The 25,097-nt window shown below is 33.1% G+C and carries 26 protein-coding genes; 6 read left to right on the top strand and 20 right to left on the bottom strand.

Translation table 11 applies throughout. The features are described 5' to 3' along the window. Positions 1-340 precede the first annotated feature (340 nt). The 11 genes from ACYSNX_RS10630 to porX all read right to left on the bottom strand — a co-directional run bounded on the left by ACYSNX_RS10630 (position 341) and on the right by porX (position 12,062). Positions 341-1,009: an alpha/beta hydrolase gene (locus ACYSNX_RS10630; RefSeq protein ID WP_461754655.1), complete on the bottom strand. Its 669-nt coding sequence runs from the start codon at positions 1,007-1,009 to the stop codon at positions 341-343. Positions 1,010-1,014: 5 nt separating this feature from the next. Beyond that, a complete protein-coding gene (locus ACYSNX_RS10635; RefSeq protein WP_461754656.1) occupies positions 1,015-1,359 on the bottom strand; it encodes a hypothetical protein in 345 nt (114 codons plus the stop codon). 29 nt (positions 1,360-1,388) lie between these two features. Next, a complete protein-coding gene (locus ACYSNX_RS10640) occupies positions 1,389-2,639 on the bottom strand; it encodes a dihydroorotase (protein ID WP_461754657.1) in 1,251 nt (416 codons plus the stop codon). Between the two features lie 112 nt (positions 2,640-2,751). Further along, positions 2,752-3,507, bottom strand: a complete 756-nt coding sequence (locus tag ACYSNX_RS10645; protein ID WP_461754658.1) for a carboxypeptidase-like regulatory domain-containing protein — start codon at positions 3,505-3,507, stop codon at positions 2,752-2,754. 69 nt (positions 3,508-3,576) lie between these two features. Beyond that, positions 3,577-5,421: a DEAD/DEAH box helicase gene (locus ACYSNX_RS10650; RefSeq protein ID WP_461754659.1), complete on the bottom strand. Its 1,845-nt coding sequence runs from the start codon at positions 5,419-5,421 to the stop codon at positions 3,577-3,579. A 96-nt stretch (positions 5,422-5,517) separates the two neighbouring features. Then, complete coding sequence (locus tag ACYSNX_RS10655) at positions 5,518-6,096, bottom strand: non-canonical purine NTP diphosphatase (protein WP_461754660.1); 579 nt, start codon at positions 6,094-6,096, stop codon at positions 5,518-5,520. 3 nt (positions 6,097-6,099) lie between these two features. Further along, on the bottom strand, positions 6,100-8,202 hold the full coding sequence (recG, locus tag ACYSNX_RS10660; RefSeq protein ID WP_461754661.1) for an ATP-dependent DNA helicase RecG: 2,103 nt from the start codon (positions 8,200-8,202) through the stop codon (positions 6,100-6,102). Positions 8,203-8,437: 235 nt separating this feature from the next. Further along, positions 8,438-8,818, bottom strand: a complete 381-nt coding sequence (locus ACYSNX_RS10665; RefSeq protein WP_461754662.1) for a DUF4258 domain-containing protein — start codon at positions 8,816-8,818, stop codon at positions 8,438-8,440. 63 nt (positions 8,819-8,881) lie between these two features. Then, the gene (locus ACYSNX_RS10670) at positions 8,882-10,078 is read right to left on the bottom strand and encodes an alanine dehydrogenase (RefSeq protein ID WP_461754663.1); all 1,197 of its coding nucleotides are present in this window, start codon (positions 10,076-10,078) and stop codon (positions 8,882-8,884) included. Positions 10,079-10,090: 12 nt separating this feature from the next. Beyond that, positions 10,091-10,507 carry a tRNA (adenosine(37)-N6)-threonylcarbamoyltransferase complex ATPase subunit type 1 TsaE gene (tsaE, locus tag ACYSNX_RS10675; RefSeq protein WP_461754664.1) on the bottom strand — a complete coding sequence of 139 codons (417 nt, stop codon included), beginning with the start codon at positions 10,505-10,507 and terminating at the stop codon, positions 10,091-10,093. A gap of 1 nt (position 10,508) precedes the next feature. Continuing rightward, on the bottom strand, positions 10,509-12,062 hold the full coding sequence (gene porX / locus ACYSNX_RS10680) for a T9SS response regulator signal transducer PorX (RefSeq protein WP_461754665.1): 1,554 nt from the start codon (positions 12,060-12,062) through the stop codon (positions 10,509-10,511). Positions 12,063-12,196: 134 nt separating this feature from the next. On the opposite strand from porX, the gene ACYSNX_RS10685 reads away from it, so the two are divergent. Genes ACYSNX_RS10685 through ACYSNX_RS10700 form a run of 4 tightly spaced genes read left to right on the top strand, consistent with a single transcriptional unit; the run spans position 12,197 to position 16,181 of the window. Next, positions 12,197-13,192 carry a glycosyltransferase family 2 protein gene (locus tag ACYSNX_RS10685; RefSeq protein ID WP_461754666.1) on the top strand — a complete coding sequence of 332 codons (996 nt, stop codon included), beginning with the start codon at positions 12,197-12,199 and terminating at the stop codon, positions 13,190-13,192. A 6-nt stretch (positions 13,193-13,198) separates the two neighbouring features. After that, positions 13,199-13,804 carry a dephospho-CoA kinase gene (gene coaE / locus ACYSNX_RS10690; RefSeq protein ID WP_461754667.1) on the top strand — a complete coding sequence of 202 codons (606 nt, stop codon included), beginning with the start codon at positions 13,199-13,201 and terminating at the stop codon, positions 13,802-13,804. A 59-nt stretch (positions 13,805-13,863) separates the two neighbouring features. Next, positions 13,864-15,447, top strand: coding sequence for a sensor histidine kinase (locus ACYSNX_RS10695; protein ID WP_461754668.1), 1,584 nt, complete (start codon positions 13,864-13,866; stop codon positions 15,445-15,447). A gap of 11 nt (positions 15,448-15,458) precedes the next feature. After that, on the top strand, positions 15,459-16,181 hold the full coding sequence (locus ACYSNX_RS10700; protein WP_461754669.1) for a response regulator transcription factor: 723 nt from the start codon (positions 15,459-15,461) through the stop codon (positions 16,179-16,181). 155 nt (positions 16,182-16,336) lie between these two features. Here ACYSNX_RS10700 and ACYSNX_RS10705 read toward each other — a convergent pair whose 3' ends face one another. The 3 genes from ACYSNX_RS10705 to ACYSNX_RS10715 are packed head-to-tail and all read right to left on the bottom strand — an operon-like array spanning position 16,337 to position 18,304. Then, positions 16,337-17,509 carry a M56 family metallopeptidase gene (locus ACYSNX_RS10705; protein ID WP_461754670.1) on the bottom strand — a complete coding sequence of 391 codons (1,173 nt, stop codon included), beginning with the start codon at positions 17,507-17,509 and terminating at the stop codon, positions 16,337-16,339. Further along, positions 17,506-17,880 carry a BlaI/MecI/CopY family transcriptional regulator gene (locus tag ACYSNX_RS10710; RefSeq protein WP_461754671.1) on the bottom strand — a complete coding sequence of 125 codons (375 nt, stop codon included), beginning with the start codon at positions 17,878-17,880 and terminating at the stop codon, positions 17,506-17,508. Before ACYSNX_RS10710 ends, ACYSNX_RS10705 begins: the two co-directional genes overlap by 4 nt. Beyond that, positions 17,858-18,304, bottom strand: coding sequence for a hypothetical protein (locus ACYSNX_RS10715; RefSeq protein WP_461754672.1), 447 nt, complete (start codon positions 18,302-18,304; stop codon positions 17,858-17,860). Before ACYSNX_RS10715 ends, ACYSNX_RS10710 begins: the two co-directional genes overlap by 23 nt. Positions 18,305-18,538: 234 nt before the next feature. On the opposite strand from ACYSNX_RS10715, the gene ACYSNX_RS10720 reads away from it, so the two are divergent. Both ACYSNX_RS10720 and ACYSNX_RS10725 read left to right on the top strand, forming a co-directional pair. After that, positions 18,539-18,940, top strand: a complete 402-nt coding sequence (locus ACYSNX_RS10720; protein ID WP_461754673.1) for a hypothetical protein — start codon at positions 18,539-18,541, stop codon at positions 18,938-18,940. A 48-nt stretch (positions 18,941-18,988) separates the two neighbouring features. Next, positions 18,989-19,996, top strand: coding sequence for a TQO small subunit DoxD (locus tag ACYSNX_RS10725; RefSeq protein ID WP_461754674.1), 1,008 nt, complete (start codon positions 18,989-18,991; stop codon positions 19,994-19,996). Between the two features lie 71 nt (positions 19,997-20,067). On the opposite strand, the gene ACYSNX_RS10730 is transcribed toward ACYSNX_RS10725, so the two are convergent. The 6 genes from ACYSNX_RS10730 to ACYSNX_RS10755 form a co-directional block, all read right to left on the bottom strand. Then, a complete protein-coding gene (locus ACYSNX_RS10730) occupies positions 20,068-21,006 on the bottom strand; it encodes a LysR family transcriptional regulator (protein ID WP_461754675.1) in 939 nt (312 codons plus the stop codon). A 54-nt stretch (positions 21,007-21,060) separates the two neighbouring features. Beyond that, entirely contained in the window at positions 21,061-21,660 is a 600-nt protein-coding gene (locus ACYSNX_RS10735; protein WP_461754676.1) for a hypothetical protein, read from the bottom strand. Positions 21,661-21,674: 14 nt separating this feature from the next. Continuing rightward, a complete protein-coding gene (locus ACYSNX_RS10740) occupies positions 21,675-22,169 on the bottom strand; it encodes an RNA polymerase sigma factor (protein WP_461754677.1) in 495 nt (164 codons plus the stop codon). Between the two features lie 84 nt (positions 22,170-22,253). After that, positions 22,254-23,390: a thioredoxin family protein gene (locus tag ACYSNX_RS10745; RefSeq protein ID WP_461754678.1), complete on the bottom strand. Its 1,137-nt coding sequence runs from the start codon at positions 23,388-23,390 to the stop codon at positions 22,254-22,256. Between the two features lie 348 nt (positions 23,391-23,738). After that, positions 23,739-24,095, bottom strand: coding sequence for a DUF4260 domain-containing protein (locus ACYSNX_RS10750; RefSeq protein WP_461754679.1), 357 nt, complete (start codon positions 24,093-24,095; stop codon positions 23,739-23,741). Between the two features lie 60 nt (positions 24,096-24,155). Continuing rightward, complete coding sequence (locus tag ACYSNX_RS10755; RefSeq protein ID WP_461754680.1) at positions 24,156-24,734, bottom strand: Crp/Fnr family transcriptional regulator; 579 nt, start codon at positions 24,732-24,734, stop codon at positions 24,156-24,158. Between the last annotated feature and the right edge of the window lie 363 nt (positions 24,735-25,097).

A 25,097-nucleotide genomic window follows, 5' to 3' on the forward strand; every position in this document is an offset into this window, starting at 1 on the left:
ACATGGTTATAACCGTGCGGATTCTTATGGACTTTCTTGTATGGAAATGCAAGGAGCTATCACGATTTTTACTGTAAATATTAAAAGAATACTCAAAATAGTGGATAATGAGTAGCGAATGGAGCTATTTTGCATAAAAGATAGTATAAGGCCTTTTTTTAGGCTATTTAAGCCACCCAATATTACAGCTAGAAAACAAATAACGCTTACAAAGAGACTTAAAAAAATCCTTTATAAGCGCTATTTTTTATCTTTAAAAAATCCGTTTTTTAAAAGAAGGCTACTTTATCAGTGCCCTCTTAAAAAGTGGCTCTTTTTTTATAGAAATACTTAGTTTGCACTAAGGTAAGTCGTGATCGTTTTTGATTAAGAATTCTTTAAAATCTTGGAAGTTCATCGGGTGTACCCCATGACCTACAGGATATTCTTTATACTGATGGAAGATATTTAATTTCTCTAAGATTGTAGGAGTTTGTTGTGCCCATTGTACAGGGATTACTTGATCTACGCTTCCATGAGAAGCAAATACTTTTAATCTAGAGAAATCATTGTTTTCAAAGCCACTCTTAATAATGTTTGCATTGAAATAACCACTTAATGCAACAATATTCTTTACTTTTTCTGGATAAGAAAGACCAACAGCATAGGATAAAATAGCACCTTGGCTAAACCCAACTAAGTTAACTCTTTTTTTATCGATAGGATATTTGATGCAAAGCTCTTCAATGAATTGAGCAATTAAGTCTCTAGAGGTGATAGCTTGCTGATCATCAGAGAATTTATTGGCATCTTGGTCAAAGTGAATTGCATACCATGCATGTCCATATGGAGGTACAGGGTAAGGGGCTTGAGCCGATACAATAAAATACTCTTTTGGCAATTCTTGAGCAAAAGAAAATAAATCTTGTTCATTACTTCCATAACCATGTAGAAGTAAGATTAGCGGGTTTTCGTCCTTAATTACCTCAGGTTTTTGAACTAAGTAAGGAATTGATAAAGATGTTTCCATAATTTTTAAGCGGATAATTTGTCAAACCATTTTTGAAAGTAAAGTCCCAGTTTTGGTACTACATTAATCTCTCCATTTACAGCTCCTGTAAAACTATATATCCACATTATAAAAAAGCAAAGCCAAAAAGGTATAGTCACCATCCATGAGTTTATGTTTCCAATGGTATAAGAGAACATAAAAAAGATAAGATGAAGGCCAAAAGCTTGCTTGATATAAAATCCGGCATATTTGTTTTTGGGATCCATATTCATAAAGATAGCAATAATACAACCAATAATAGTTAAATGAGCCGCAATAGCTATTTTTTTACCTGATTCAATTTCCTTATGACTAAAGGTTTTTAGCATTTTATATAGAATTTAATAAGTCTTTAGACCTAAAGATTAGTATTGTTACCGTTAATAACCCCATATACTTTACCTTGCATTGGAGCATTTAAAAAGATAGCATTCTTACTCTTAGATAGGATATCTTGTTTTGTAAACACCCATTGCCCATCAGGAGTAAATAAAGTTAAGTTGGCTTTTTGTCCTATAGCGATAGGCTGGGCTTGTAGAGTAAAGATATCTCTAGCTTTTGTTAGCTTATCTACTATAACCTCTATTGGAAGAACAGTGGCCAAGGCGCTGAAAGTAGACTCAAGACCTATAGTTCCAAAAGAAGCTGCATCAAACTCTAATTTTTTATGTTCAATATCTAAAGGATTGTGATCACTTGTGATACAATCAATTGTATTGTCTAATACACCTTGAATCAAAGCCTGTGTAGTCGCTTTATCTCTTAAAGGAGGTAATACTTTAAAGCGTGTATCGAATTGTTCTAATGCACTATCATCTAATACTAAGTGATGGGCAGCAACACTACAAGTAACTTGAAGTCCTTTAGCTTTAGCTTGACGAATTAATTCTAAAGACTCTATAGTAGAAATAGTAGGTAAGTGTAATCTACCACCTGTATACTGTAAAAGGTAAAGGTTTCTAGCTACATGAATTTCTTCTGCTAATTTAGCAATTGGTTTTAAACCCAATTGTGTAGCTTGTACTCCTTCGTTTGCTACTCCTTTTCCTGCGATATTATTATCTTGGCAAAAAGCAATAACTAAAGCATCAAAGTCTTGGGTATATTGAAGGGCAAGTTTTAAAACATTAGCATTTGAGATGGATTTTTTATAATCTCCAAAAGCTATAGCCCCTGCATTTTTCATGTCAAATAGCTCCGTAAGATCACTTCCTTGGCTATTAATAGTTAGTGCACCAATAGGGAAGAGCTCACATACACTACCTAAAGCTTGGTTTTTTAGGAAGTTAACCATTGCCTTGTCTTGGGTAATAGGGTTGTTGTTTGGCTCAAGTGCAACTTGGGAAAAACCACTCTTAGCGGCTACTCGTAGACCATGTTCAATGGTTTCTCTTTCCTCATAACCTGGCTCTGCAAAACATACAGAAGAATCAAACCAACCTTGAGAAATATGTAAATTCTCTAGCTCGATCACTGTATCTGTTTCACTTGGAGCAATGGAAGTGGCGATAGAAGATATCGTTCCATTTTCAATTTTAATATCTACTATCTGATTGTTAAATGAGCTTTGTGGATCTACCACTTTTGCAGACTTTAAAAGGATATTCATCGGTGCAGAATAATTTTAAATTAAGATGTGTTGTTATGTGGTGCAAAAATACTTTTATTTTAAAATAATAAAAAGTCTTTGCCCTAGTAATGTGTAAAAAAAATACATCCTTTTAATGGGATGTATTTTTTTTGTTATCAACTATAATTTGAGAATTGCTAAAGCAATCATTTAAGGCTTGGTAGATTTGAAAATCTGTAGCTGTATAAATAAATTTATCTGTGTAATTACAGTTCTGTAAAGAAGTTACTATATCTTCCCTTGTTATATCTAATAAACCACAAACTATCTCACGGTCATATCTAGATTGCATCAAAGTAACCATATTGGTATCTTCTTTTATTGTTTCAATCTTTTTAAGTTTAGAGGCTCTAGATTTAAACAAATTATACACAGCATCAACAGGGGAGAAGAAGGTTCCAATTGCAGTACCATAATAAGGAGTTTGGTTTCTTCTATAGAAGTTAAACTCCATTTTATCGTTTAAAGCAATTAATTTAGTATCTACTTCTAAATAACCTGTAAGGGTATATTTTTGAATATAAATCTCCTCTAACTCCGTACTTTGCTCTGTTAGATATACTTTTAAGAATTCGTTATTAAGCCAGTCATTGGTAACTTTTAGCTTAATAGGAATATAGCCTGGATAAGATACGTGGATAGAATCATTGATATCTGCCTCTAAGGCAAATGTACCGTCCCTTTTGCTAATAGTTCCTTTTACTTTTGTGACGTTTATAATATTAACATCATCCACTGGTAGAAAAGACTTGTCATTAACAACTGTACCTTGTACTTTATTAATTTGCTGGGCTTGTAGGTGAAAAGCGAAACAAATTAAAAACAAAAAAACTGTAAAATTTCTCATACTTTTAAGATTGCTTAAAAATAAAGGATATTTTACAGTTTTTCATATTATTTCGGAAAAATTAACAAATTAGTTTCTTCTAGGTCTTCTAGATGGTCCTGCTTCACTACTTCTTCTCTCAGAGCTTCTCTCATTGCGAGGAGATCTTTCTCTATCTGATGTTCTTCCACGGTCAAAGCTATTTCTATCTCTGTCAAAACGTTTTCTTTCTCCAGTGAATGAACCTCTTTTTTCTCCACCGCGATCGTTTCTGTTGAAACCACCGCTTCTGCGACCATTATGATCACGACGAGAATTGTTTCTTCCACCATCATTGTTAGAGATTTCAACATTTACTCTTCTTCCTTCGTAAGTTTCGTTGTTTAAGATATTAACTACTTTTTCCGCATGTTCTGCTTCAATATTAAAGAAAGAGAATCCGTCTTTAACATCTACTTTGAATAAGTCGTCACGACCTAGGTCTAATGTTTCTCTTAAGTAATCCTTAAGGCTCATCCAATCTAGGTTATCTTTAGCACCTAAGTTAATAAAGAAACGTACTGCTCCATCAGAAGGTAGTTCATTTGTTGAAGTTGAACGACCTGCAGAAACAGCTGTTAAATTATTAGAAGGTTTTTGGTAGTATTCTAAGAATTTGTTGAACTCTACAGAAATTACTTTTTTAATAATTTCTTCTTTGTCAAAAGAAGAAAGTTGCTCCATAATTGCCGGAACGTATTGTTCGATTTCTGGATTTACCTCTGCTTCTTTAATTTTGTTAGCTAAGTGGTATAATTGAATCTCACAAATCTCAATTCCTGTAGGAATAGATTTTTGTTCAAACTTTTGTTTGATAATGCGTTCGATTTGTTGGATTTTTCTTTGCTCACTTTTTGTTGCAATTACAAGAGAAACTCCTTTTTTACCAGCACGACCAGTACGACCGCTTCGGTGAGTATAAGTTTCAATTTCATCCGGTAATTGGTAGTTAATTACGTGAGTAATATCATCAACATCAATACCACGTGCTGCTACGTCAGTAGCAACAAGCATTTGAATTTGTTTGTTTCTAAATGATTTCATTACACCATCACGTTGAGCTTGAGATAAGTCTCCGTGCAAAGCAGCTGCGTTGTAACCATCTTCGATTAGTTTTTCAGCAATTGCTTGTGTGTCTCTTTTTGTTCTACAGAAAACTACAGAAAAGATATCTGGATTCACATCTGCTAAACGCTTAAGAGCTAAATAGCGGTCTCTTCCACCAACTAAATAATACTCGTGCGTAATAGTAGTAGACCCTTGGTTTTTGTGTCCTACTGTAATTTCCTCTGGTTGATTCATGAATTCCTTAGCAATACTAGCTACTTCAGCAGGCATTGTTGCAGAAAACAACCATGTGTTTTTTTCTTCTGGTGTATCAGCTAAAATGTTTCTGATATCGTCATAGAAGCCCATGTTAAGCATTTCATCTGCCTCATCTAAAACACAGAATTCGATATGTTTAATATTAACCATACCTCTGTTAATCATATCTTGCATTCTACCAGGAGTAGCAACAATGATATGAGCTCCACGTTTTATTTCTCTTGCTTGTTCTGAGATGCTTGCACCTCCATAAACAGCAACAGTGTGTAGGCCTTTTACGTACTTAGAGTACTGTTTCAATTCGTTTGCGATTTGCAAACATAACTCTCTAGTTGGCGATAAGATAAGACCTTGAGTGTGTTTTTTACTCACGTCTATCTTCTGGATCAAAGGAAAACCAAAAGCTGCAGTTTTCCCAGTCCCCGTTTGGGCTAACGCAACAATATCGGTGTTTTTTTCTAATAGTAAAGGAATCGCCTTTTGCTGGATTTCTGATGGACTTGTAAACCCTAAATCATTAATCGCTGATAAAAGTGATTCGTTTAATCCTAATTGTTCGAAATTGTTCATATATATTTTAAAATAGCCACAAATGTACAACTAAAATAGTTAACCCTCTAATTTAATGAAATAAAATATTCGAAAAATCATAAATTTATGATTTTATTAGCAATTTTCTAAAAAACTAAGCAGTTTTTCTACAGCTTTAGCACGATGAGAGATTGTATTTTTAATCTCCATGTCCATCTGAGCAAATGTTTTCTCATATCCCTCTGGCTTGAAAATAGGGTCATATCCAAAGCCTTGGTCTCCAATTTTTTCTTGGGTAATTTCTCCCTCAACTATACCTGTGAAATGATGGGTTTCTCCCTTATAATGTAAAGTGATAACTGTTTTAAAGTTGGCCTTTCTATTAGTAGCTCCCTGCATGTTGGTTAATACCTTATCCATATTGTTATCATCATTCTTTGGTTCGCCTGCGTATCTAGCCGAATATACACCAGGTTGTTTGTCTAAAAAATCAATTTCTAGTCCCGAATCATCTGCAAAGCAATCGTACCCGTAATGTCTTTTGATATAGTTAGCTTTTAAAAGGGCGTTACCTTCAATGGTATCAGCAGTTTCAGGAATATCTACTTCACAGCCAATATCACGAAGACTTAGGATTTCAATATCATTGGGTAAAAGTTTTTTAATCTCTTTAATTTTGTTTTGATTATTCGAGGCAAATACTAATTTTCTCATGGTTTAGCTAATGTAATTCCAGATGGTTGTTTTTTTATCTAGATGGTTAAGTTTGTTTTTTATTCCTTTATGTTGTGGGCTCTCTAAAGTAGGGTCTTGGGTTAGAATTGCAATTGCTTGCTCTCTAGCATATTGTAAGATCTCTTGGTCTTTTACTAAATCTGCTATCCTTAATGGAGTGGTACCACTTTGTTGTTTTCCCATTAAGTTTCCAGGACCACGTAGTTTTAGATCAACTTCCGATATGACAAAACCATCATTGCTATCGCACATGGTTTGCATTCTAATTTTGGAATCATTACTCAATTTTTCGCCTGTCATTAATATACAATAGCTTTGTTCTGCACCTCGACCAACTCGTCCTCTTAATTGGTGGAGCTGTGAAAGGCCAAATCTCTCAGCACTTTCAATAACCATTACAGAGGCATTAGGTACGTTAACTCCCACCTCAATTACTGTAGTGGCCACCATTATATTTGTCTTTCCTTGGGCAAATCGTTGCATCTCGGTTTCTTTTTCCTGAGGTGTCATTTGACCATGCACTATACTTACACTATACTCTGGTAAAGGGAAGTCTCTAGAGATTCCTTCAAAACCTTCCATAAGGTTTTTATAATCCAAGGATTCACTCTCCTCAATTAAAGGGTATACAATATAGACTTGCCTACCTTTAGCTATTTCTTGACGAAGAAATTGCCACAATGCTAAGCGTTTATTTTCATAATAATGATTGGTTTGAATAGGTTTTCTTCCCGGAGGTAGTTCATCTATTACAGATACATCTAAATCTCCATATAGTGTCATAGCTAAAGTACGAGGAATAGGGGTAGCTGTCATTACTAATATATGAGGCGGCAAGGTGTTTTTTAACCATAACTTTGATCGCTGCTCTACTCCGAATCTATGCTGTTCGTCAATTATTGCAAGGCCTAGGTTTTTAAAGATGACTTTGTCCTCAAATAAAGCATGTGTACCAATTAAGATATCTATCTCTCCAGATTCTAATTCCTTGTGTAGGTCCCTTCTTTGGGCTGCTTTAGTGGAACCTGTTAAGAGCTGAATATTTAAGCCTAGTGGTTTAGCTAATTCGCATATCCCTACATAATGTTGTGTGGCTAATATTTCAGTTGGCGCTACTATACAGGCTTGGAAATTATTATCAATTGCCAATAAGCAACTCATAAAAGCTACGATAGTTTTTCCAGATCCAACATCTCCTTGTAATAAGCGATTCATTTGAGCTTGCTGGCCCATGTCCTGTCTAATTTCCTTGATTACTCTTTTTTGAGCCCCTGTTAACGGGAAGGGTAAATGATGATGGAAAAAATCTAAAAAGCTCTCTCCAACTTTGGAGAAAGGGTAGCCTTGAATTTTGCCTTTTCGAGCAATGTTCTTAATTAAAAGCTGCATTTGTATATAAAAAAGTTCTTCAAACTTTAAGCGAAATTGCGCTTTATATAAGTGATCCATATCTTTTGGAAAATGGATTTGTATCAAGGCTTGATCTAAAGGCATTAGTCCTAACTTATGACTAAGTTCAATAGGTAGGGAGTCTTTTAAATAGGTGTGAGTTTGCTGTAGAAGGTTATCCATCATTTTTAAAATAGCCTTATTGGAGATTCTAGCTCCAAGCTTTTCTGTAGATGGATAAATACCGACCATGGATTTTACACTAGATTTTTGAAAGTCTGCTAATAGTTCCATCTCTGGATGGGCCATAGAAAAACTAAAGTTAAAACTGGTAACTTTTCCAAAAATAACATAAGGAGTGTTTAATTCCAAGGAGTCTTGTATCCATTTATAGCCTTGGAACCAAATAAGTTCCATTTGTCCAGTGTCATCTCTAAAGGTGGCTATAAGTCGTTTCCTTTTACCTTGTTCTACTATTTTAATATGGGTAATTCTACCGATTATTTGTATCTCTCCATTTGTGGTAGAGAGTTCATTAATGGTGTAAAATCTCGATCGATCAATATAGCGATTAGGGTAAAGACTCAATAGGTCACTATAGGTAAATATTCCCAATTCTTTTTTTAGTAGCTCAGCGCGTTGAGGTCCAACACCTTTGAGGTATTCAATTGGGGTATCTAAAGGATTATTGTGCATGTTAATTTTGTATATGACACTACTAAGATAATATTTTTATAGTATAATAAAATAGGCTAGCGGACATAATTGCTACTTCTAAAGGGAGGGATGTTTTATATACAATGCTAAGTGATTGATTAAATGGAGGAAGTAGGTCTTTATATTGTGTGCTATAATTTATAGCAATTTGACCTTAAAATAAAAACCCTTGCTTTTAGCAAGGGCTTTTATAGTATGGATTATTAAACTAGAACTATTGGTTCACTTTTGTTATATTTTTTAAAAGAGCTTTATCTTGGTAGTTTACCATTTCTAAAATCAAAGGTTCATTATTAGTGTTTTTCCCTTTAATTATATACACTACACCATTTTCAAACTTATGTTTGCTATTAGAAAAATCTACTTTCCCATAGGTTAGAGTACGTCTAACATCTTCTTCATTCATCCAGCCTTGGGCTAAAATAACTTCTGCTTCTTCTGAATAAGTAATAGGTTTGTTTCTAATGTCTTTTAAAACACGACAATTGGGAAAGTAGCAAAATTCTGTTTTCTTTTGTCCAAAGAAAAAGAATAAAAACATACAGCCTATTAAGATACCAAAAAGGTAATATGCTAAACGTTGGGTAAATTTCATTTCGATTGTATTTTGTGCAAAAATACTAAATGAAAAGTGTAAAACTAATCATTTATCAAAATTTTAAAAGCTGAATAGCAATAGGTCTTTGTATTCTAGATCAAACCACTTAGCTACGCTTTGATTAGTAATTAGTCCTTTATAGCAGTAGATACCTGTTTTAATAGGAGAGTTGTTATATAAAGCTCCTTTTATCTCCCCATTTTGAGCATATTCAATTATTAAAGGGGTTAGAATATTGCTCATTGCTTGTGAGGCAGTTTTACTATATCTCGAAGTAATATTGGGCACTCCATAATGGATTACTCCATTTTTTACCACAATAGGGTTTTCATGAGTGGTTAGTTCTGAGGTTTCAAAACACCCACCATTATCAATAGAAACATCAATAATCACTGAGCCTTGTTTCATGTTTTCTACCATGGTTTTATTTACTACAATTGGCGATCGGTTAGTGCCTCTGATTGCTCCAATAGCTACATCACATCGCATTAGTGCTTTTAAAAGGAGCTTGTCATGTAAAGTAGAGGTGGTAATTAAACTAGGTAGGTTGTTTTGTAAACGCCTTAGACGTTGTAATGAATTGTCAAATACTTTGACATTTGCTCCTAGTCCAAGTGCTGTTTTTGCAGCAAATTCTGCTACTATACCTGCTCCTAGAATGACTACTTCGGTTGGGAAGACTCCTGTAATATTGCCAAATAAAAGACCTTTGCCATTATTGGTAGTTGTCATTAATTCAGAAGCAATAAGAACAGAGGACACTCCCGCTATCTCACTAAGAGAAGAGGAGGCAATGTAGGTGCCATTGTTATCTTGAATGAAATCCAAAGCGATAGCCGATATTTTTTTCTTTGCTAATGCTTGGAAATAGGAGATGTCTAGTGTTTTTAATTGTATAGAAGACCAAATAGTGGTATTTGGAGCAATGTGTTTAATTTGTTCTAAAGTGGGCGGGGTTACCATTACTAAAGTAGGGCATGCTAATACCTTTTTACTATCTTGAGTAATTTCAGCGCCGGCTTTACTGTATTCTAAATCGGAGTAATTTGCCCCTATGCCTGCTTGAGACTCTATTATTATACTATGACCATGGTTAACAAGAGTTTGTACCGCTTCAGGGGTTATACATACTCTTTTTTCCTTGGAAAGTTGTTCTTTAGGAATGCCTATAAGTAATTCACTTTGTGATTTATGTATGAAAAGACGTTCTTCCTTTGGAATTAGATCTCTTTTAGAAAAAGGGGTAGTTACAGACATAGGGATGTTTATTTAAAAATTTTCAAGCAATAATTTTCTTGAGCCTTCTGGTGTTAGACTCAGTTGAATTCTAGCATGTTTCTCTGGAATTATGGTAGGAGTTTTCTCAGGCCACTCAATAAAGCACCATGCTCCAGAATCTAGGTACTCTTCCATACCCATATCATAAGCTTCTTCTTCTTGCTCTAATCGATATAAATCAAAGTGATATATGGTGTTGGATTTATCCTGACTATGGTACTGGTTTACAATAGAAAAAGTTGGGCTACTAGTTGGTTCCCTTACTCCTAATTCTTTGCATAAAGCTTTAATAAAGGTAGTTTTTCCTGCTCCCATTGGTGCATCGAAAATTACTATTTTGTGCTCTAAGTTTTGTAGTACTTCAAGAGCAGTTTGTTCAATATCTTGTAAGGTAAAGATAATTTCCATTTTATTTAGGGTTTAAAATAATAAAGGGTACGATTAATTCTTCTAAAGAAATCCCACCATGTTGATAGGTGTTTTTAAAATAGGAAGCATAATAATTAAAATTATTTTGGTATGCTAAAAAGTAGTCGCTTTTTGCAAAAATAAAGGAACTGCTTAAATTAATACTAGGTAGTTGAATATTTTTAGGGTTTTTTACCGCATAAACATCTTTGGAGTCATAGGAGAGGGATTTACCTGTCTTATATCTTAAATTTAAACTAGTGTTTTTATCTCCAATAACCTTTGAGGGGTTTTTACAGTTGATTGTACCATGATCGGTGGTGATAATCAATTTGTAACCGGCATGTTGTGCTTGTTGAATAATTTCTAATAAGGGAGAGTTTTTAAACCAACTCAATGTTAAAGAACGGTAAGCCTTATCATTAGAGGCCAGTTCCTTAATTACCTCCATTTCCGTTTTAGCATGCGAAAGCATATCTACGAAATTATATACAATTGTAATTAATTTGTTGTCTTTTAGACTTTTTAAGCTATCCGCTAATTTTTTACCATCTTTATGATTGGTGATTTTATAGTATTGGTTTTTGATGTCAAGACGTAACCTTTTTAGTTGTTCTTGAAGGAATTCTTCTTCAAATAGATTTTTTCCGCCTTCATCTGTATCGTTTTTCCAATATTGAGGTAATTGCTCGCTCATTTGTAAGGGAGTTAGACCTGAGAAGATGGCATTCCTAGCATATTGTGTAGCAGATGGTAAAATTGAAAAAAAGCTATGTTGTTCTTGGGTTTTATAATGATTGTTCACTATAGGTTCAAAAGCTAGCCACTGGTCATAACGTAGATTGTCAATGACTATAAATAGTACTTTGGAATCCTGTTTTTTTAGTTCTGGTGCAACCCATTTTCTAAAGATTTGATGAGACAACACAGGGCTATCATTTGGATTGTTTATCCAATAGGCATAGTTTTTCTCTACAAATTTACCAAATAGATTATTGGCCTCTTGACGTTGGCCTTCTAATATGTCTACTAGATTTTGATCTTCAATATCTTCAAGTTTTTGTTCCCAAAAAAGCAATTTCTTATAGATAGAAATCCAATCCTGGTAGGTTCTAGCTTCCATTAGGTCTAAGGAAATATTGCGAAACTCTCTTTGGTAACTCACCGTTGATTTCTCTGAAATCAATCGCGAATCTTCTAAATTCTTTTTCAAACTTAGGAGGATTTGGTGTGGATTTACAGGTTTTATAAGGTAATCGGATATTTTTGCACCAATAGCCTCCTCCATAATAGATTCTTCTTCACTTTTAGTGATCATTATAATAGGAGTGGTGTTTTTTATGCTTTTTATCTCCGCTAATGTTTCAAGTCCGGATAAACCAGGCATATTTTCATCTAAAAAAACAATGTCAAAGGAGTTGTTTTTAAATAGTTCGATAGCGTCTTGTCCATTGGTTGAGGTAGTTACAAGATAGTTTTTCTTTTCTAAAAATAATATGTGAGGTTTTAGTAAGTCTATTTCGTCATCCACCCATAGGATGTTAATTTTACTCATGCTTTTGTAGATTAGCTTATTTTTTAGTCAAAAATAACATGTTTATAAAAATAAGTAGTTATAAATATAACAATGTATTTTCGTATTACAATACTTAACGATATTTTTGTTATCGTATTGTAAAAAAACTAAAAATGTATTATTCCTTTATAGTGCCGGTTTATAACCGTCCTTTAGAGATCGATGAGCTTTTACATAGCTTAACCCAGCAAAACTTTAAAGGAGAATTTGAAGTAGTAATTGTAGAGGATGGTTCTAAGGTTTCGTCAGAAGAAGTGGTGGGGAAATATACCCATAAACTAGATATAAGCTATTATTATAAAGCCAATTCTGGGCCTGGTGATTCTAGAAATTATGGTATGCAAAAAGCCAAGGGAGATTATTTCATTATACTGGATTCGGATTGTATTATACCGGAAAATTATTTGGAGGAAGTTCAAGGGTACTTAGAGCAGAAATATGTGGACTGTTTTGGTGGGCCAGATGCAGCCTTGTCTAGTTTTTCAAACGTACAAAAGGCTATTAATTTCAGTATGACTTCTATTCTTACCACAGGTGGTATTCGAGGGGCTAGTGAAAGAATTGGTAAATTTCAACCAAGGAGTTTTAATATGGGTATTTCCAAAAAAGCTTTTCTGAAAAGCAATGGTTTTGGTAAAATCCACCCAGGGGAAGATCCAGATTTAGCGATTCGTTTGTGGAACTTGGGATTTGAATCTGAGTTGTTTCCCAAAGCCTTTGTATACCATAAACGAAGAATAGATTGGTCCAAATTTTATACCCAGGTAAATAAATTCGGAAAAGCACGTCCAATTTTGAATAGACGTTATCCTTTATATGACAAAATCACCTATTGGTTTCCACTTGTATTCACATTTGGGCTAATTTGTAGTTTATTTTCTATGTTTTTAGGATTTTATTTCCCCATTTTGTGCTATGTACTTTATTTATTGCTTATTTTTATCAGCGCAAGTGTAAAGGAAAAAAACCTAGGAATAGGCTTTTTGGCCATTTTAGCTACATTAGTGCAATTTTATGGTTACGCCAAGGGTTTTGCTATAGGATATTATAAGATTTTTATTCTTAAAAAGCAGCCAGAGATTGCCATGCCAGAGATGTTTTTTAAATAAAAGAGAATGAAAACTAAAATAGTAGGATTAACTGGAGGAATAGGTAGTGGTAAGACCACGGTTGCTAAGCTTTTTATGGACCATGGGGTACCAGTCTATATTTCAGATCATAGAGCTAAGCATATAATGGAGTCTAGTACAGTTGCTACTTTGGTACAAGAAGCCTTTGAGCAAAATGTATTAGACGACAACGGTAAATTAGACCGCCAAATTATTCGAAATTTGGTGTTTGAAGATACGGTTTTACTAGAAAAGTTAAATAATATTGTACATCCTTTAGTAAAAGAGGACTTTTTAAAATGGGTGGACTCTAATAAAGACCAAAGTTTTGTCTTAAAGGAGTCTGCAATTTTGTTTGAGAAGCAATTACATAAGGATTGTGATATGGTAATTTTAGTGGTTGCGCCAGAAGAAGTACGTATTCAAAGAGTTATGGAAAGAGATAAAGTCTCTAGTGACAATATTCGACAAATTATGAATAATCAGTTAGAAGATGTGAGTAAAATTCCGTTAAGTGACTATATTATTGAGAATGTTGATATGAATTTAGTAAAAGAACAAGTAAAATGTATTGTAAGTCGTATTAAAAATGAAGATGTTTCATTTTTATAGGTTAATTTTATGTTAATTGATATATTAGATATTTATTTTAATGTTAATTTTGAAGTTTGATGAATAAAATAAAGTTTCGTTTGTTAGTAGCTATCATGAGTTTTTCCTTGATAGGTATTATAGTAGTTCAGCTATATTGGATCATAAGCTCCTATAATAACAATGAAGAACAGTTTAAATACCATGTTCAACAGGTTATAGGAAATGTGGCCAATACTATTCAGCAAAATGAGGCTACTGAATTCTATAAGCTATATAACGAACTAAAAGATAGTATTGGAACAGCTCCCAAGCAAAGTGAGTTAAAACAATACTTGATTGTGGAGAGGAATCCAGCTACCAATGAGCAGGTCTTTTATTCAAATACTCTAATTTTAGAGGATTATAATATAAAGAGCTCGCTTTTTGATAAAAAGGCCTCGGATAGTTTAAAGATTAAAAATCTAGTTTCCAAGCGAAAAACAGAGATTTATAAAGGAGATGGTTTCGACCAAAATTCCTTACAACAAAACTATCCTGATGAGATTACCGAGCAAACAGGAAATTTAGATATTTTAGATAAAGCTCAGTTTGAGATTTATTTTAAAGATATAGTTGCCCTTAGAAGTATAGATGAAAGGATTTCAAAGGAACTCTTACAAGAGTTGTTACAAAATGAATTACATCAATATGGAGTGAATGCGAAATTTGAATTTGGTGTTTACAATAAAGGTTTAGCAACAAAAATAAAGTCAGAAGACTTTGTTTATGAAGAAGGTTCTTCCTATGGAGTACCAATTCTAATGGATAACCAAGGAAAAAGTAAATATCAATTGTATATTACTTTTCCCGAGAAAAGTAAGTATCTTTTCTCTTCTTTAATTGGAATCACCTTCTTATCTATCTTGTTTACGGTAGTGATTATTGCAGCTTATCTAAGTGCTATTAATCAGCTTATCACTCAAAAAGCTATATCAGAAATTAAAACGGATTTCATCAACAATATGACCCATGAGTTTAAGACACCTATTGCTACAATTAATTTAGCTTTAGATGCCATACGAAACCCAAAAGTCATAGGTGATCCAGAGAAAGTGGAGAGATATCTACGCATGATAAGAGAAGAAAATAAACGAATGCATGCTCAGGTTGAAAACGTCTTACAGATTTCTAAATTAGAAAGAAGAGAGTTTGATGTAGAAAAAGAGCCAGTGGATGTTCACGAGATTATAGAAAATGCAGTAGATCATGTAGGGTTAATAGTGCAGGATAGAGGAGGAGAAATTAATCTTCATTTAGATGCAAGAAGAACCGATGTTCTAGGTAATAACTTCCACCTAACAAGCGTTATAGTTAATATACTAGATAATGCAATTAAGTACTCTTCAGAACATCCGGTTATTGAAGTAAGTACGGAAAATGTCAAAGATTTTATATTAATTAAAATCAAAGATAACGGGGTGGGGATGAGTAAAAATGCACAAAAGAGAATTTTTGATAAATTCTATCGCGAGCATACAGGAGATTTACACAATGTGAAAGGACATGGTTTAGGTCTAGCTTATGTGCAGCAAATTGTTGAGGTACTGAATTCTCAAGTTTACGTAGAGAGTGAAAAAGGGAAAGGAAGTACTTTTATCATTAAAATGCCATTAATAAATTAATTATATATAATATGGAAACAACAAACAACAAAAAAATTCTATTAGTTGAGGATGATCCAAACTTCGGAGCTATCTTAAAAGATTATTTAGCCATTAATGATTTTGAGGTTACTTTAGCAAAGAACGGTATGGAGGGGTTTGAGAAATTCAAACGCGATACTTACAACTTATGTATTTTAGACGTAATGATGCCTTATAAGGATGGGTTTACTCTAGCCAAGGAAATCCGTGATAAAAATAAGGAAGTACCTATTATTTTTTTGACAGCAAAGTCAATGAAAGAGGACGTTTTAAAAGGATATAAAGTAGGAGCGGATGATTATCTAAATAAACCGTTTGACTCTGAAGTATTACTTATGAAAATTAAAGCCATCATTCATAGAAAATCTTCAGAAATTAAAACAGATAATACTAAATTTGAATTCCAAATTGGAAAATTCCATTTAAATTCAAAACTTAGATTCTTAACTTTTGAGAATGACGAGCCAATTAAACTTTCTCCAAAAGAAAACGAATTATTAAAAATGTTAGCTATTTACGAGAATGACTTAATGCCACGTGAGGTAGCATTAACTAAAATTTGGAGAGATGATAACTACTTTACTTCTCGTAGTATGGACGTTTATATCGCTAAATTAAGAAAGTACCTTAAACAAGACGAGAGTGTTGAGATTTTAAACATTCACGGTGAAGGATTCCGTTTAGTGGTAAAAGATAAAGAAGAATTAAAATAATACCTTCTTTAAAAGATAGACAGATATAAATTCCTCTGCTTAAGATAGGAGCAAAGGAGTTATCTAAACAATAAATAAAACGCTTATAGGTTAAACTTATAAGCGTTTTTTAATTCTTATATCTTGAATATAGAAGTATTATATAGGACTTATTTTTATTCTATAGCTCTAAATACGATAGGTAAAAAGAATTCACTAGCTACTGCTTGTCCATTTTCAATTTTAGGATGCCAATTAGGCATTTGTTTCAAACTCTGCATAGCTTGTGAAGCTAAGGCGTCATTTGTAGGGTTTATACTAGTTATATTAGTTACCTCTCCATTTGCTTCTACAGTAAATTTTAATATTATTCTCTGGGGACCATTCTTTAGATCATACTCAATGTTTTGCATAAGTAAATTGCGAAACTCTTGCATCCCACCTGGAAAACTTGGGTTTTGATCGCCTTGATTAAGAGTTGGAATAACTACCTCTGGGCTAGGCTGAGCAAGTATACTTAAGCAAGTTAGTGGCATAGCAATTGCAAAAGACAAAGTAATTAGCCATTTGTTTTTAAATGGCTTTTTGTTATTAAAGATCATATTTATGCGTTTTTTGGTTAATCGGAAGTAGAAGGAGCTACACAATTGGTTATGTTTATTTGTTGAACTTTGTTGTAATAATAGCTCTAGATATTCCTGGGTTAACTGCTTATCCTTGCTAAATGGAGCATCAGCTAAAAACTCATGATTTAAAGTAATTGCTCTTTGGTAGAAATAAAAAAGGGGATTTAACCAAAATAAAGCCTTTAATAGGTTTATTATTATAATATCAACAGTGTGTTTTTGTTTGATATGCTCTAGCTCATGTTGTATAATAGGATTAGCCCAGTTAAGTTCAATGTCTAGTGGGAGATAAATTGTGGAATAAAAGCTAAATGGGCTTTGGATTTGATTGGATATTGCAAAGCGTTGACCTTTTAAGTAAACGATGGTGCTTTTATTAGAGAGTTGGATTAAATGATAGATCTGATAGGCCAAATTAGCAAGTAAAATAGCACTGACAAGAACATATCCCCATAGTACAATACTTTCTAAAGGGAAACTAGCAGCTTGCCTTGTGCTTAAAGGTGTCAAACTAAGGTAGGTTGTCTCTTGTAATACTTCACTAGTAAGGGGAGTATTTATTTGTAATGGTATAATAAACCATGGACCAATTAAGGCTATAATAAGTGCGCTTAACAAATAATACCTTTTGAAGGTATGCACTGGTTTGTTTTCTAAAAACATGTAGTACATTACTAAAAACGCTAAAAGTAGAAGGGTAGACTTTATCCAATATACAATCATGGCTTTTGATCTTTAAGTTGTTGCTGTATGATTTTTTCCAGCTCTTGGAGCTCTTGGGTACTAAGTTTATTTTTTTTTGTAAAAAAACTCGCTAAGTTTAAGAACGAATCTTTAAAATGGTTTTTAACTAGTTGGCTTAAATGCACTTCAAAGTAATCCTCTTTTTTAATTAAAGAGGTATACTCCCTAGATGTACCATTGGTAGTATAGGTGATGAAACCTTTTTCATTTAATCGCTTAAGTAATGTAGATATAGTGGTTGGAGCTGGTTTAGGGTTTGGATATTGATTTACGATGTCCTTGGTATAAGCAGTTTTTAACTCCCATATGTATTGCATTAGTTGTTCTTCACTTGGTGGTAACTTGATCATTATGTATTATATTTTGTTGTTCTAATTTGCCTTGTTTATAATAGTTGGTTTGCGTCAATTCTCCTTTTGTATTATAAAGGAACCATATTCCCTGGTAGTAAAACCTGGATTGGGGACCAATGTGGCTAAAAAACCCTTGACCTTTGCGTTCTATTTTTCCATTGGGATGATAGTAATAAATGAGAACTTTGTTTTTTATAAAGCGCTCTTTTTTAACTAGCTTATTATTATGCTTTGTCTTCCAAGTACCTTTTTGTTCTCCCTTTTTGTCATATCTTCCTTTTATAATTTCGCTTAAATCAGGACTTAAGGTACTTCGGTAAACCCATTTTCCTTTTTTTTGGATGCCATCTCTTTGATTAATAGCACAGCTTTGTAAAAAGAGTACAACCATACTAAAAAAAATAAATCTAAATGTTTTCATATCTATGTTTGTAGTTGTTGTTCTACAAATATAGAATAAAAATGCATATAATATATAAAATTGTATACTATTTTAAACTTATGTCTGTTGTTTGTTTAGTAGTTTTGCATTAAGCTAGATAGTGGAAGGTTTTTGAAGTAGTTTTGTAAATGTACTTTTAAAGTTTTATTAGCATTTTTAAGCAGGTTAAGGATTTAAAAAGGGATATGTTTGTAGTATTCAAAAATAAAACCATTGTTAAACCAGCGATTTTTACAGAGTTCCCATTATAAGAAAATACAGTGCTATTTATGGATAGTACTTATTGTGTTTTCTACCATTGGCTGCTCTGCTAAACAAAATCTTGTGTTTTCTAGTTTTTCTTCTGTCAATAAACCATTAAGTGGAAGTAAAGCTCTTTCCCTTAATAACCAAGGAACAAGTTGTACAAGTTATTTGGAAAATGTCTCTTTAAGTTCTACTACAAATAGTATAAGGCTTAATAGTGGAAATTCCTTAGGTAGTAAGCCAGCTATGGTGATAGCCTATCCTTTGGCTATAGTAGCAGCTGGCTTATTTTATCGTACTTTTACAGTAGATAATAAACCTCCCTTATATGTGTTATTTCAAAAATTAAAGCTCTGTATCGTATTATAACTCACTATTTATAATATAATTTTAGTATATACCTTTTAATTTTTACTCATGCAGTACTTTAATAAGCAGTCCTATACGGCTGCTGGATTTTTTACCCTAGCTATTCGTTTAGTGGTGGGGTGGACTTATTTTTCCGCTTTTTGGAGACGTCTAGTTTTAGATAATAAACTAATAGAAACAGAAATAGGATATATTGGGGAAAAGTTTAATCACTTCTTGCCTAATGCACTGTTTATAAAACCCCTTATAGAACATCTGGTAACTCATCCTGAACAGTTATGGTGGGCTATGGCTATTTTTACTATTGTAGAGGCTATAGTGGGATTATTTATTATGCTTGGTCTATTTACCCGTTTAATGTCTGTTGGTGTAATGTGCCTAGCAATGGGTATTTTATTGGGCTCAGGATGGATTGGTACTACATGTTTGGATGAATGGCAAATTGGATCCTTAGGGGTTGCTACTGGATTTATTCTATTTTTAAGTGGAGGAGGGTATGGTTCTTTGGATCATTATTTCGAAAATAAAAAAGCGACTTTCACTCAAAATAAATTATTTGGTATAATAGGTTCGGGAGTTTTACCTATTAAACATCTAAAAACAGTTGTTTTTGTAGGTTCTTTTGCTATTTTATTTTTAACTCTTTATACCAATCAAGTTTTTCATGGTGGAGTTTATGGAACTTTACATAATAAAAGTGTACGACCAAAATTGGAGTTATCTCATGTTAGGGTGGATAATGACCAACTTTACTTCCAAGTGTATCGTACTCAAGGAGCCGACGTGTATGGTTCGTTTTTATTTGAAATAGCTCTTTTAGATGAGCAGGGACAGAAAATACAGATTTGGGATACTCAGGCGCTTTCCACGATGGATCCTTCTAGAATTGAGAACTTTTATGTGGCGAAAATTAAACCTGGAGCCCATAGTTTAATTATTCCATTAGGAGCCAAAGCGATGCTTAATTTACATATGGACAGTGGAGTCAAAGACAAGGCTAGAACATTACTATTGACTGATATTAGTGGTCTTCAGTGGACTCTAGATGTTAAGTAATCGATTTTAAAATAGAAAAGCCCCACCTAGAACTAGGTAGGGCTTTTTATTTTAAAGTAAAATATTTTGTTTTATTTCTTTTTTGGGGAGATAATCTTTACGTCTCCAAATACGATTGCTCCTTTAATGACACTTAAGATAACATCGTACAAGGCCGTTACAATCTGAAGTTTTAGTTCATCTTTTGTATGTAATAAACTAATTTCTCTAGCGGGTTTAGGGTCTTTGAACTCTATTAAATTGGTTTTGTCTTCTTTTGGAAGCATCATAGTGTGTAAATACGGTAAAAGCGTATAACCTAGACCTTCTTTAGATAGATTGATTAAAGTTTCGAAACTTCCGCTCTCAAGGGTAAAATGCCTTGAAGATTTTTCTAGAGTAGTACTACAAATATTAATAATACCATCTCTAAAACAGTGACCCTCTTGTAATAGAAGTAGATTTTCTAAATCTAAGTCCTCCGGTGTAATTTGATTTGGTAAATCTTTTTTGAATTCGGCAGGGATATAACCTACAAAAGGTTCATAATACAATACTTTCTCTACCATGTCTGCCTCTTGTAAGGGGGTGGCTACAATAGCAGCATCTAGATGGCCATTGCGCAACTTTACAAGTATTTCTTGCGTAGTATACTCCTCTATGATTAAATTTACCTTTGGGTATTTATTTAAAAAAGTTTTCAAAAACATTGGAAGTAGAGTAGGGCTAACTGTAGGAATGATACCAAGTTTAAAGACTCCTCCTACAAAACCTTTTTCTTGATCAATCAAATCTTTGATGCGATCTGACTCACTAACAATGGTTTTGGCTTGTTTTATAATAATTTCTCCTATAGAAGTTAGCTGTATTGGCTTAATACTTCTATCGAATATTAATACTCCTAATTCCTCCTCTAATTTTTGTATTTGCATACTTAAAGTAGGTTGAGTAACGAAAGTTTTTTCAGCAGCTAAAGTAAAGTTCTTATGCTCTGCTACTGCTATAGCATATATTAATTGTGTAATTGTCATCTTTATAAACCGATATAAGGCACAATTTACGGCAAAATTGCCGCATTTACCTCTCTATTGCTCTATTTTTTGTAGTTCCCTATAGTTCTTCATTAATCGCTTGATTAATAAACCATAAATGATTCGGTAGTAAACCCAAATAAAGCCGATAAATACCCCTAGGGTGACAAGGGTTACCCCTAAGCCGAAAAGATATTTTTCGCTGCTGTAGTTCTTACTAGCCAATACCTGCTGCATGATTATTAAAAAAAAGCAACAAGTAAAAACAATGTTGAAGTATATATAATAGTTTACTGTTCGTTTAGTTCGCAGTATCTGCTCCATCAAAATTCTAGTAGAACAAGCAGTTGATATTGCTTTAAAATTTTTATAGAAAAATCCTATAAATACAATGGAAACCACGCCTGATAATAGATCTATATTACTTAGAATCCAAAATATAACTTTATTGTCTATTTGATTAAAATCTTCCTGTCTCCAAGATATCTGAGAAAGAACATTTAAGACAATAAATTCTAATACACTTATGATTAAAATCCACTTTACTATAGAAGAGGATTTTTTGTGAATCATTTTGGAGATTTGCTCCTGAGACACCTTAGGGAAATCTTTTTGTTGATTCCAATGCTTTTTTAATAAATCTAGCTCCTTCATTCAATATAGCTCTTTTATGGATTTAGTAATTTCTTCAATTTACTTTTAATTCTATTCATCTTTACCCGGGCATTGACTTGGGAAATACCCAAGGTTTCTCCTATTTCTTGGTAATTTTTATCTTCTAGATACAGAAAAATTAAAGCCTTATCAATGTCATTTAATTGAGCAATAGTCTTATACATGTTTTTTAATTGCTCTTCTTCTTCCTCGTCATATTGTTGATATTCAAATTTGAATAAAAAGGAATCTATATCTGTGGTTTGAACTTGTTTGGTAGATTTTCTATATAAAGAAATAGCCGTATTTAACCCTACTCTATATGCCCAAGTAGAGAACTTTGAGTCACCTCTAAACTTGGGGTACGCATGCCAGAGCTGGATTGAAATTTCCTGGAATAAATCCTTATGCGCAGCATCATCGCTTGCATATAAACGGCAAATTTTATGGATAAGATTTTGATTCTTATCCAACTGGTCAACAAATTCTTTTTCTAGATCTGGATTCATATTCTATAAGACGAATAAAGAGGTAAAAAGTTACAATATAATTAAAAGTAATTTCCACTTCTATATATAATAAAGTACATACTACTAGTGTTTATGATCTAAATGATCTTGTAAAACCTGCATTTGCTCTGGTTCTAAGTGATTTATTTCTATGATTTTGCTGTTTTTATCTACAGCATATATAGTAGGTATACTAGTGGGGTAAAATGTATTGACTAATTTCTCTATTTCTTTAGCATGTAACCAATTATAATTTTCTTTTTCTATGTAATCTTGTAGTTCACTATCTTTTAAGTCAACACTAATAGAGATAATGTTTAAGGATTTATCCTTGTTTTTTTGGTGAAACTCCTTTAAGGTTTCTATGCGCTGTTGGCAAGCATCACACCAAGAGGCCCAAAAATGAAAAAGCGTTAATTCACTAGTATTATCCTTGGCACTCCAAAGTTGGTTATTAGTTAGCTGTACAGTCAACTGCTCAATAGTTTGCGTTTCTATACTAGAGGAAGGAGTACTTTTTTGCTGAATTATTCTATCTATCGCTACACCCATAGGACTTGCTTTGGCTTGTTTTGATAAAGAATTGTAATAATTCATGGCTTTTTGAGGTTCTATATTCTGTGCTTGTAGTTGTTGGTAGATAATAAATAAAGAAGCCATACTATTGGGGTATTTTGTGATTTGCTGATCTACTGTGGATTCTAAGTTAGAAACATATGTATTCCAAGTAGAGGTAAAGTTACTTTGCAAAGAGTCTATTTTTGCATAATTTGACTCCTGTACCGCATCTTCAAAGAGCTTCCCATTACGAGCTCTATACTCTTGAATAGTATTGGTTTGATTGGCCAAATTAGAAAGTAATTGACTCAGTAATTTATTCTCTTTATCCGAGGAAAAGTTATTTTCCCAAGCCTTGTCTAGATTGACAAAACCTTCTATATCTTCTTTATCTAAGACAAAAACGTTTTTTTGGCCCTCTAGGGTAAAGCTAGCAATGCTTTTTTGAACGTCATCGAGCTTAAAATGATAGTGTCCTTGTTTAGTATAAGCCGAATCAATGGTGCTATAGGTATTGGTAAGAGGATCTAAAATTTGTAAATAGGCAGTCTGTGCATTCTTAGAAGGAGTAGCTGTTTTAACGCGAATGTTAGTGGACTGGCCTAAGGTACTTATACTCAAAGAGCAACCTAATAGGGTAAAAAAAAGTGTTTTTACGGACATGATCTATGTTTAAATTGAAGTACTAATTTACTTAAAATTATTTACTAAGCTAAGTGTAGGATTAATGTTCTATGGTTTTATGTAAATCTAAAATAAATAGCTAAATCCATTTAGAAATCAGATATATAGCTGTAAAGAAACAGATAGAGGTATTTTATCTACTAGGTAATTGCCTTAATTAAATACCTACTCAAGGGATTCCCTTTTAAATTGTTAAGCTTTTTTACAACTCAAAGGTACCAAGTCTACTTCCTTACCAAGGTAAAGCAGGGGTGGAACCCCTGCAAGTTCACACTCTTTGTGGGATCAAGGATAACATATAAACTTTTAATTTTTAACAGAGAGTATTCATTGTTTTGTAGGGATCCAACCTAAATGGGTATGTTTAAAATTGTCCTTGTATTTTAACCCATAGCCAAGTATCCTATCCATAGCGCAGTGTCCAAATAATATAATACCAATTAGCATCATTACAGAATCTTCAAAGTAAAATCCTGCACTAAAAATAATAACAGCAAGTAATTTATGGTGGAAAATATTATAAAGGTATGCGCCTGTTTTGGCATTGAAACAATAACCTATCATCGATAGATCTGGCAATAGGATACATGCAGGGAATACCCACCAAGGATAATCTAAGTTGCTAAATAATACAATGGAAAGGAGAAAGTTGCCTAATTGTTCGAGTTTCAGAAGTTTATTCATGGTACTTACGTTTTAAAAGGCAAAGTTCTGCATCTTTAAAAATAAAATTCTTGACAAAAATCAAGGATTTATACTTTGTTGTTTTCTTATTCGACTGAAGGTTTCAGGTGTCATTCCTAGAATAGAGGCAATATATTGTAAAGGTACCTGGTTAAATAATGCTTTATTTTGTTCAAAATACAGTTGGTATCGCTCTTGGGCTGTTAGACATAAATGGGATAAAATCCTATTTTCCATCATTGCGAAACATTTTACAAGCAAGTTTTTTTCTATTTGATTCCATTTATTAAACTCTTTACAAAGTCTTTGATAATCTGTCTTTGTTATAGTAAATAGCTCTGTATCACAACAAGCTTGTATGTTCCATCGATTAGCTTGATTGAAAAAGAAGCCTTGTACTTCCGTGATTATGGAGTTTTCAGTAGAAATCCATTGCGTAATTTCTTTATTTTCACAATAAGTGTAGACTCGTAATATCCCTTTGTTTATGATGCTAAGTCTATCGCAAATTTTATCTTCGTAGGTGAAAAAGTCGTTTTTCTTCAGCTTTTCTATGGTAAAATAGCCATGAATTAATTCGAGTTCTTTATCGGTAAGTTGTCCGAAATATTCTTGTGCTAATCTTTTGAAGTTCTCCATGATACAATTTTAAATTATTGCGTGTCAAGAGTAAAGATACAAATTAACTAAACATAGTATTTTTATAATTAAAGTGGAACAGCAGTGTAGTTTTAAAATGTAGTTATCCAAAAGTTTTGACAAATAAGGTAGGTAGAGTGCTAAAAAGTAAAAGATTAGTTATAAAAAAAGGGGCTGTCTCTAAAGAAAAAGAGATAGCCCTATTTTTTTGCATTTTACTTCTGTGTGATTTTCGGTATTTTTCTAAATATGCGAAGCTCAGACATTGGAAAAATATATTTTCGGTATTTTGGTGTAAAAAGAGGCATTTTATGCCACTCTTTTTCTAATATTCTGTGCGATTGCCAATAATCCGAACTCTAA

Source organism: Myroides sp. LJL115, assembly GCF_054871665.1.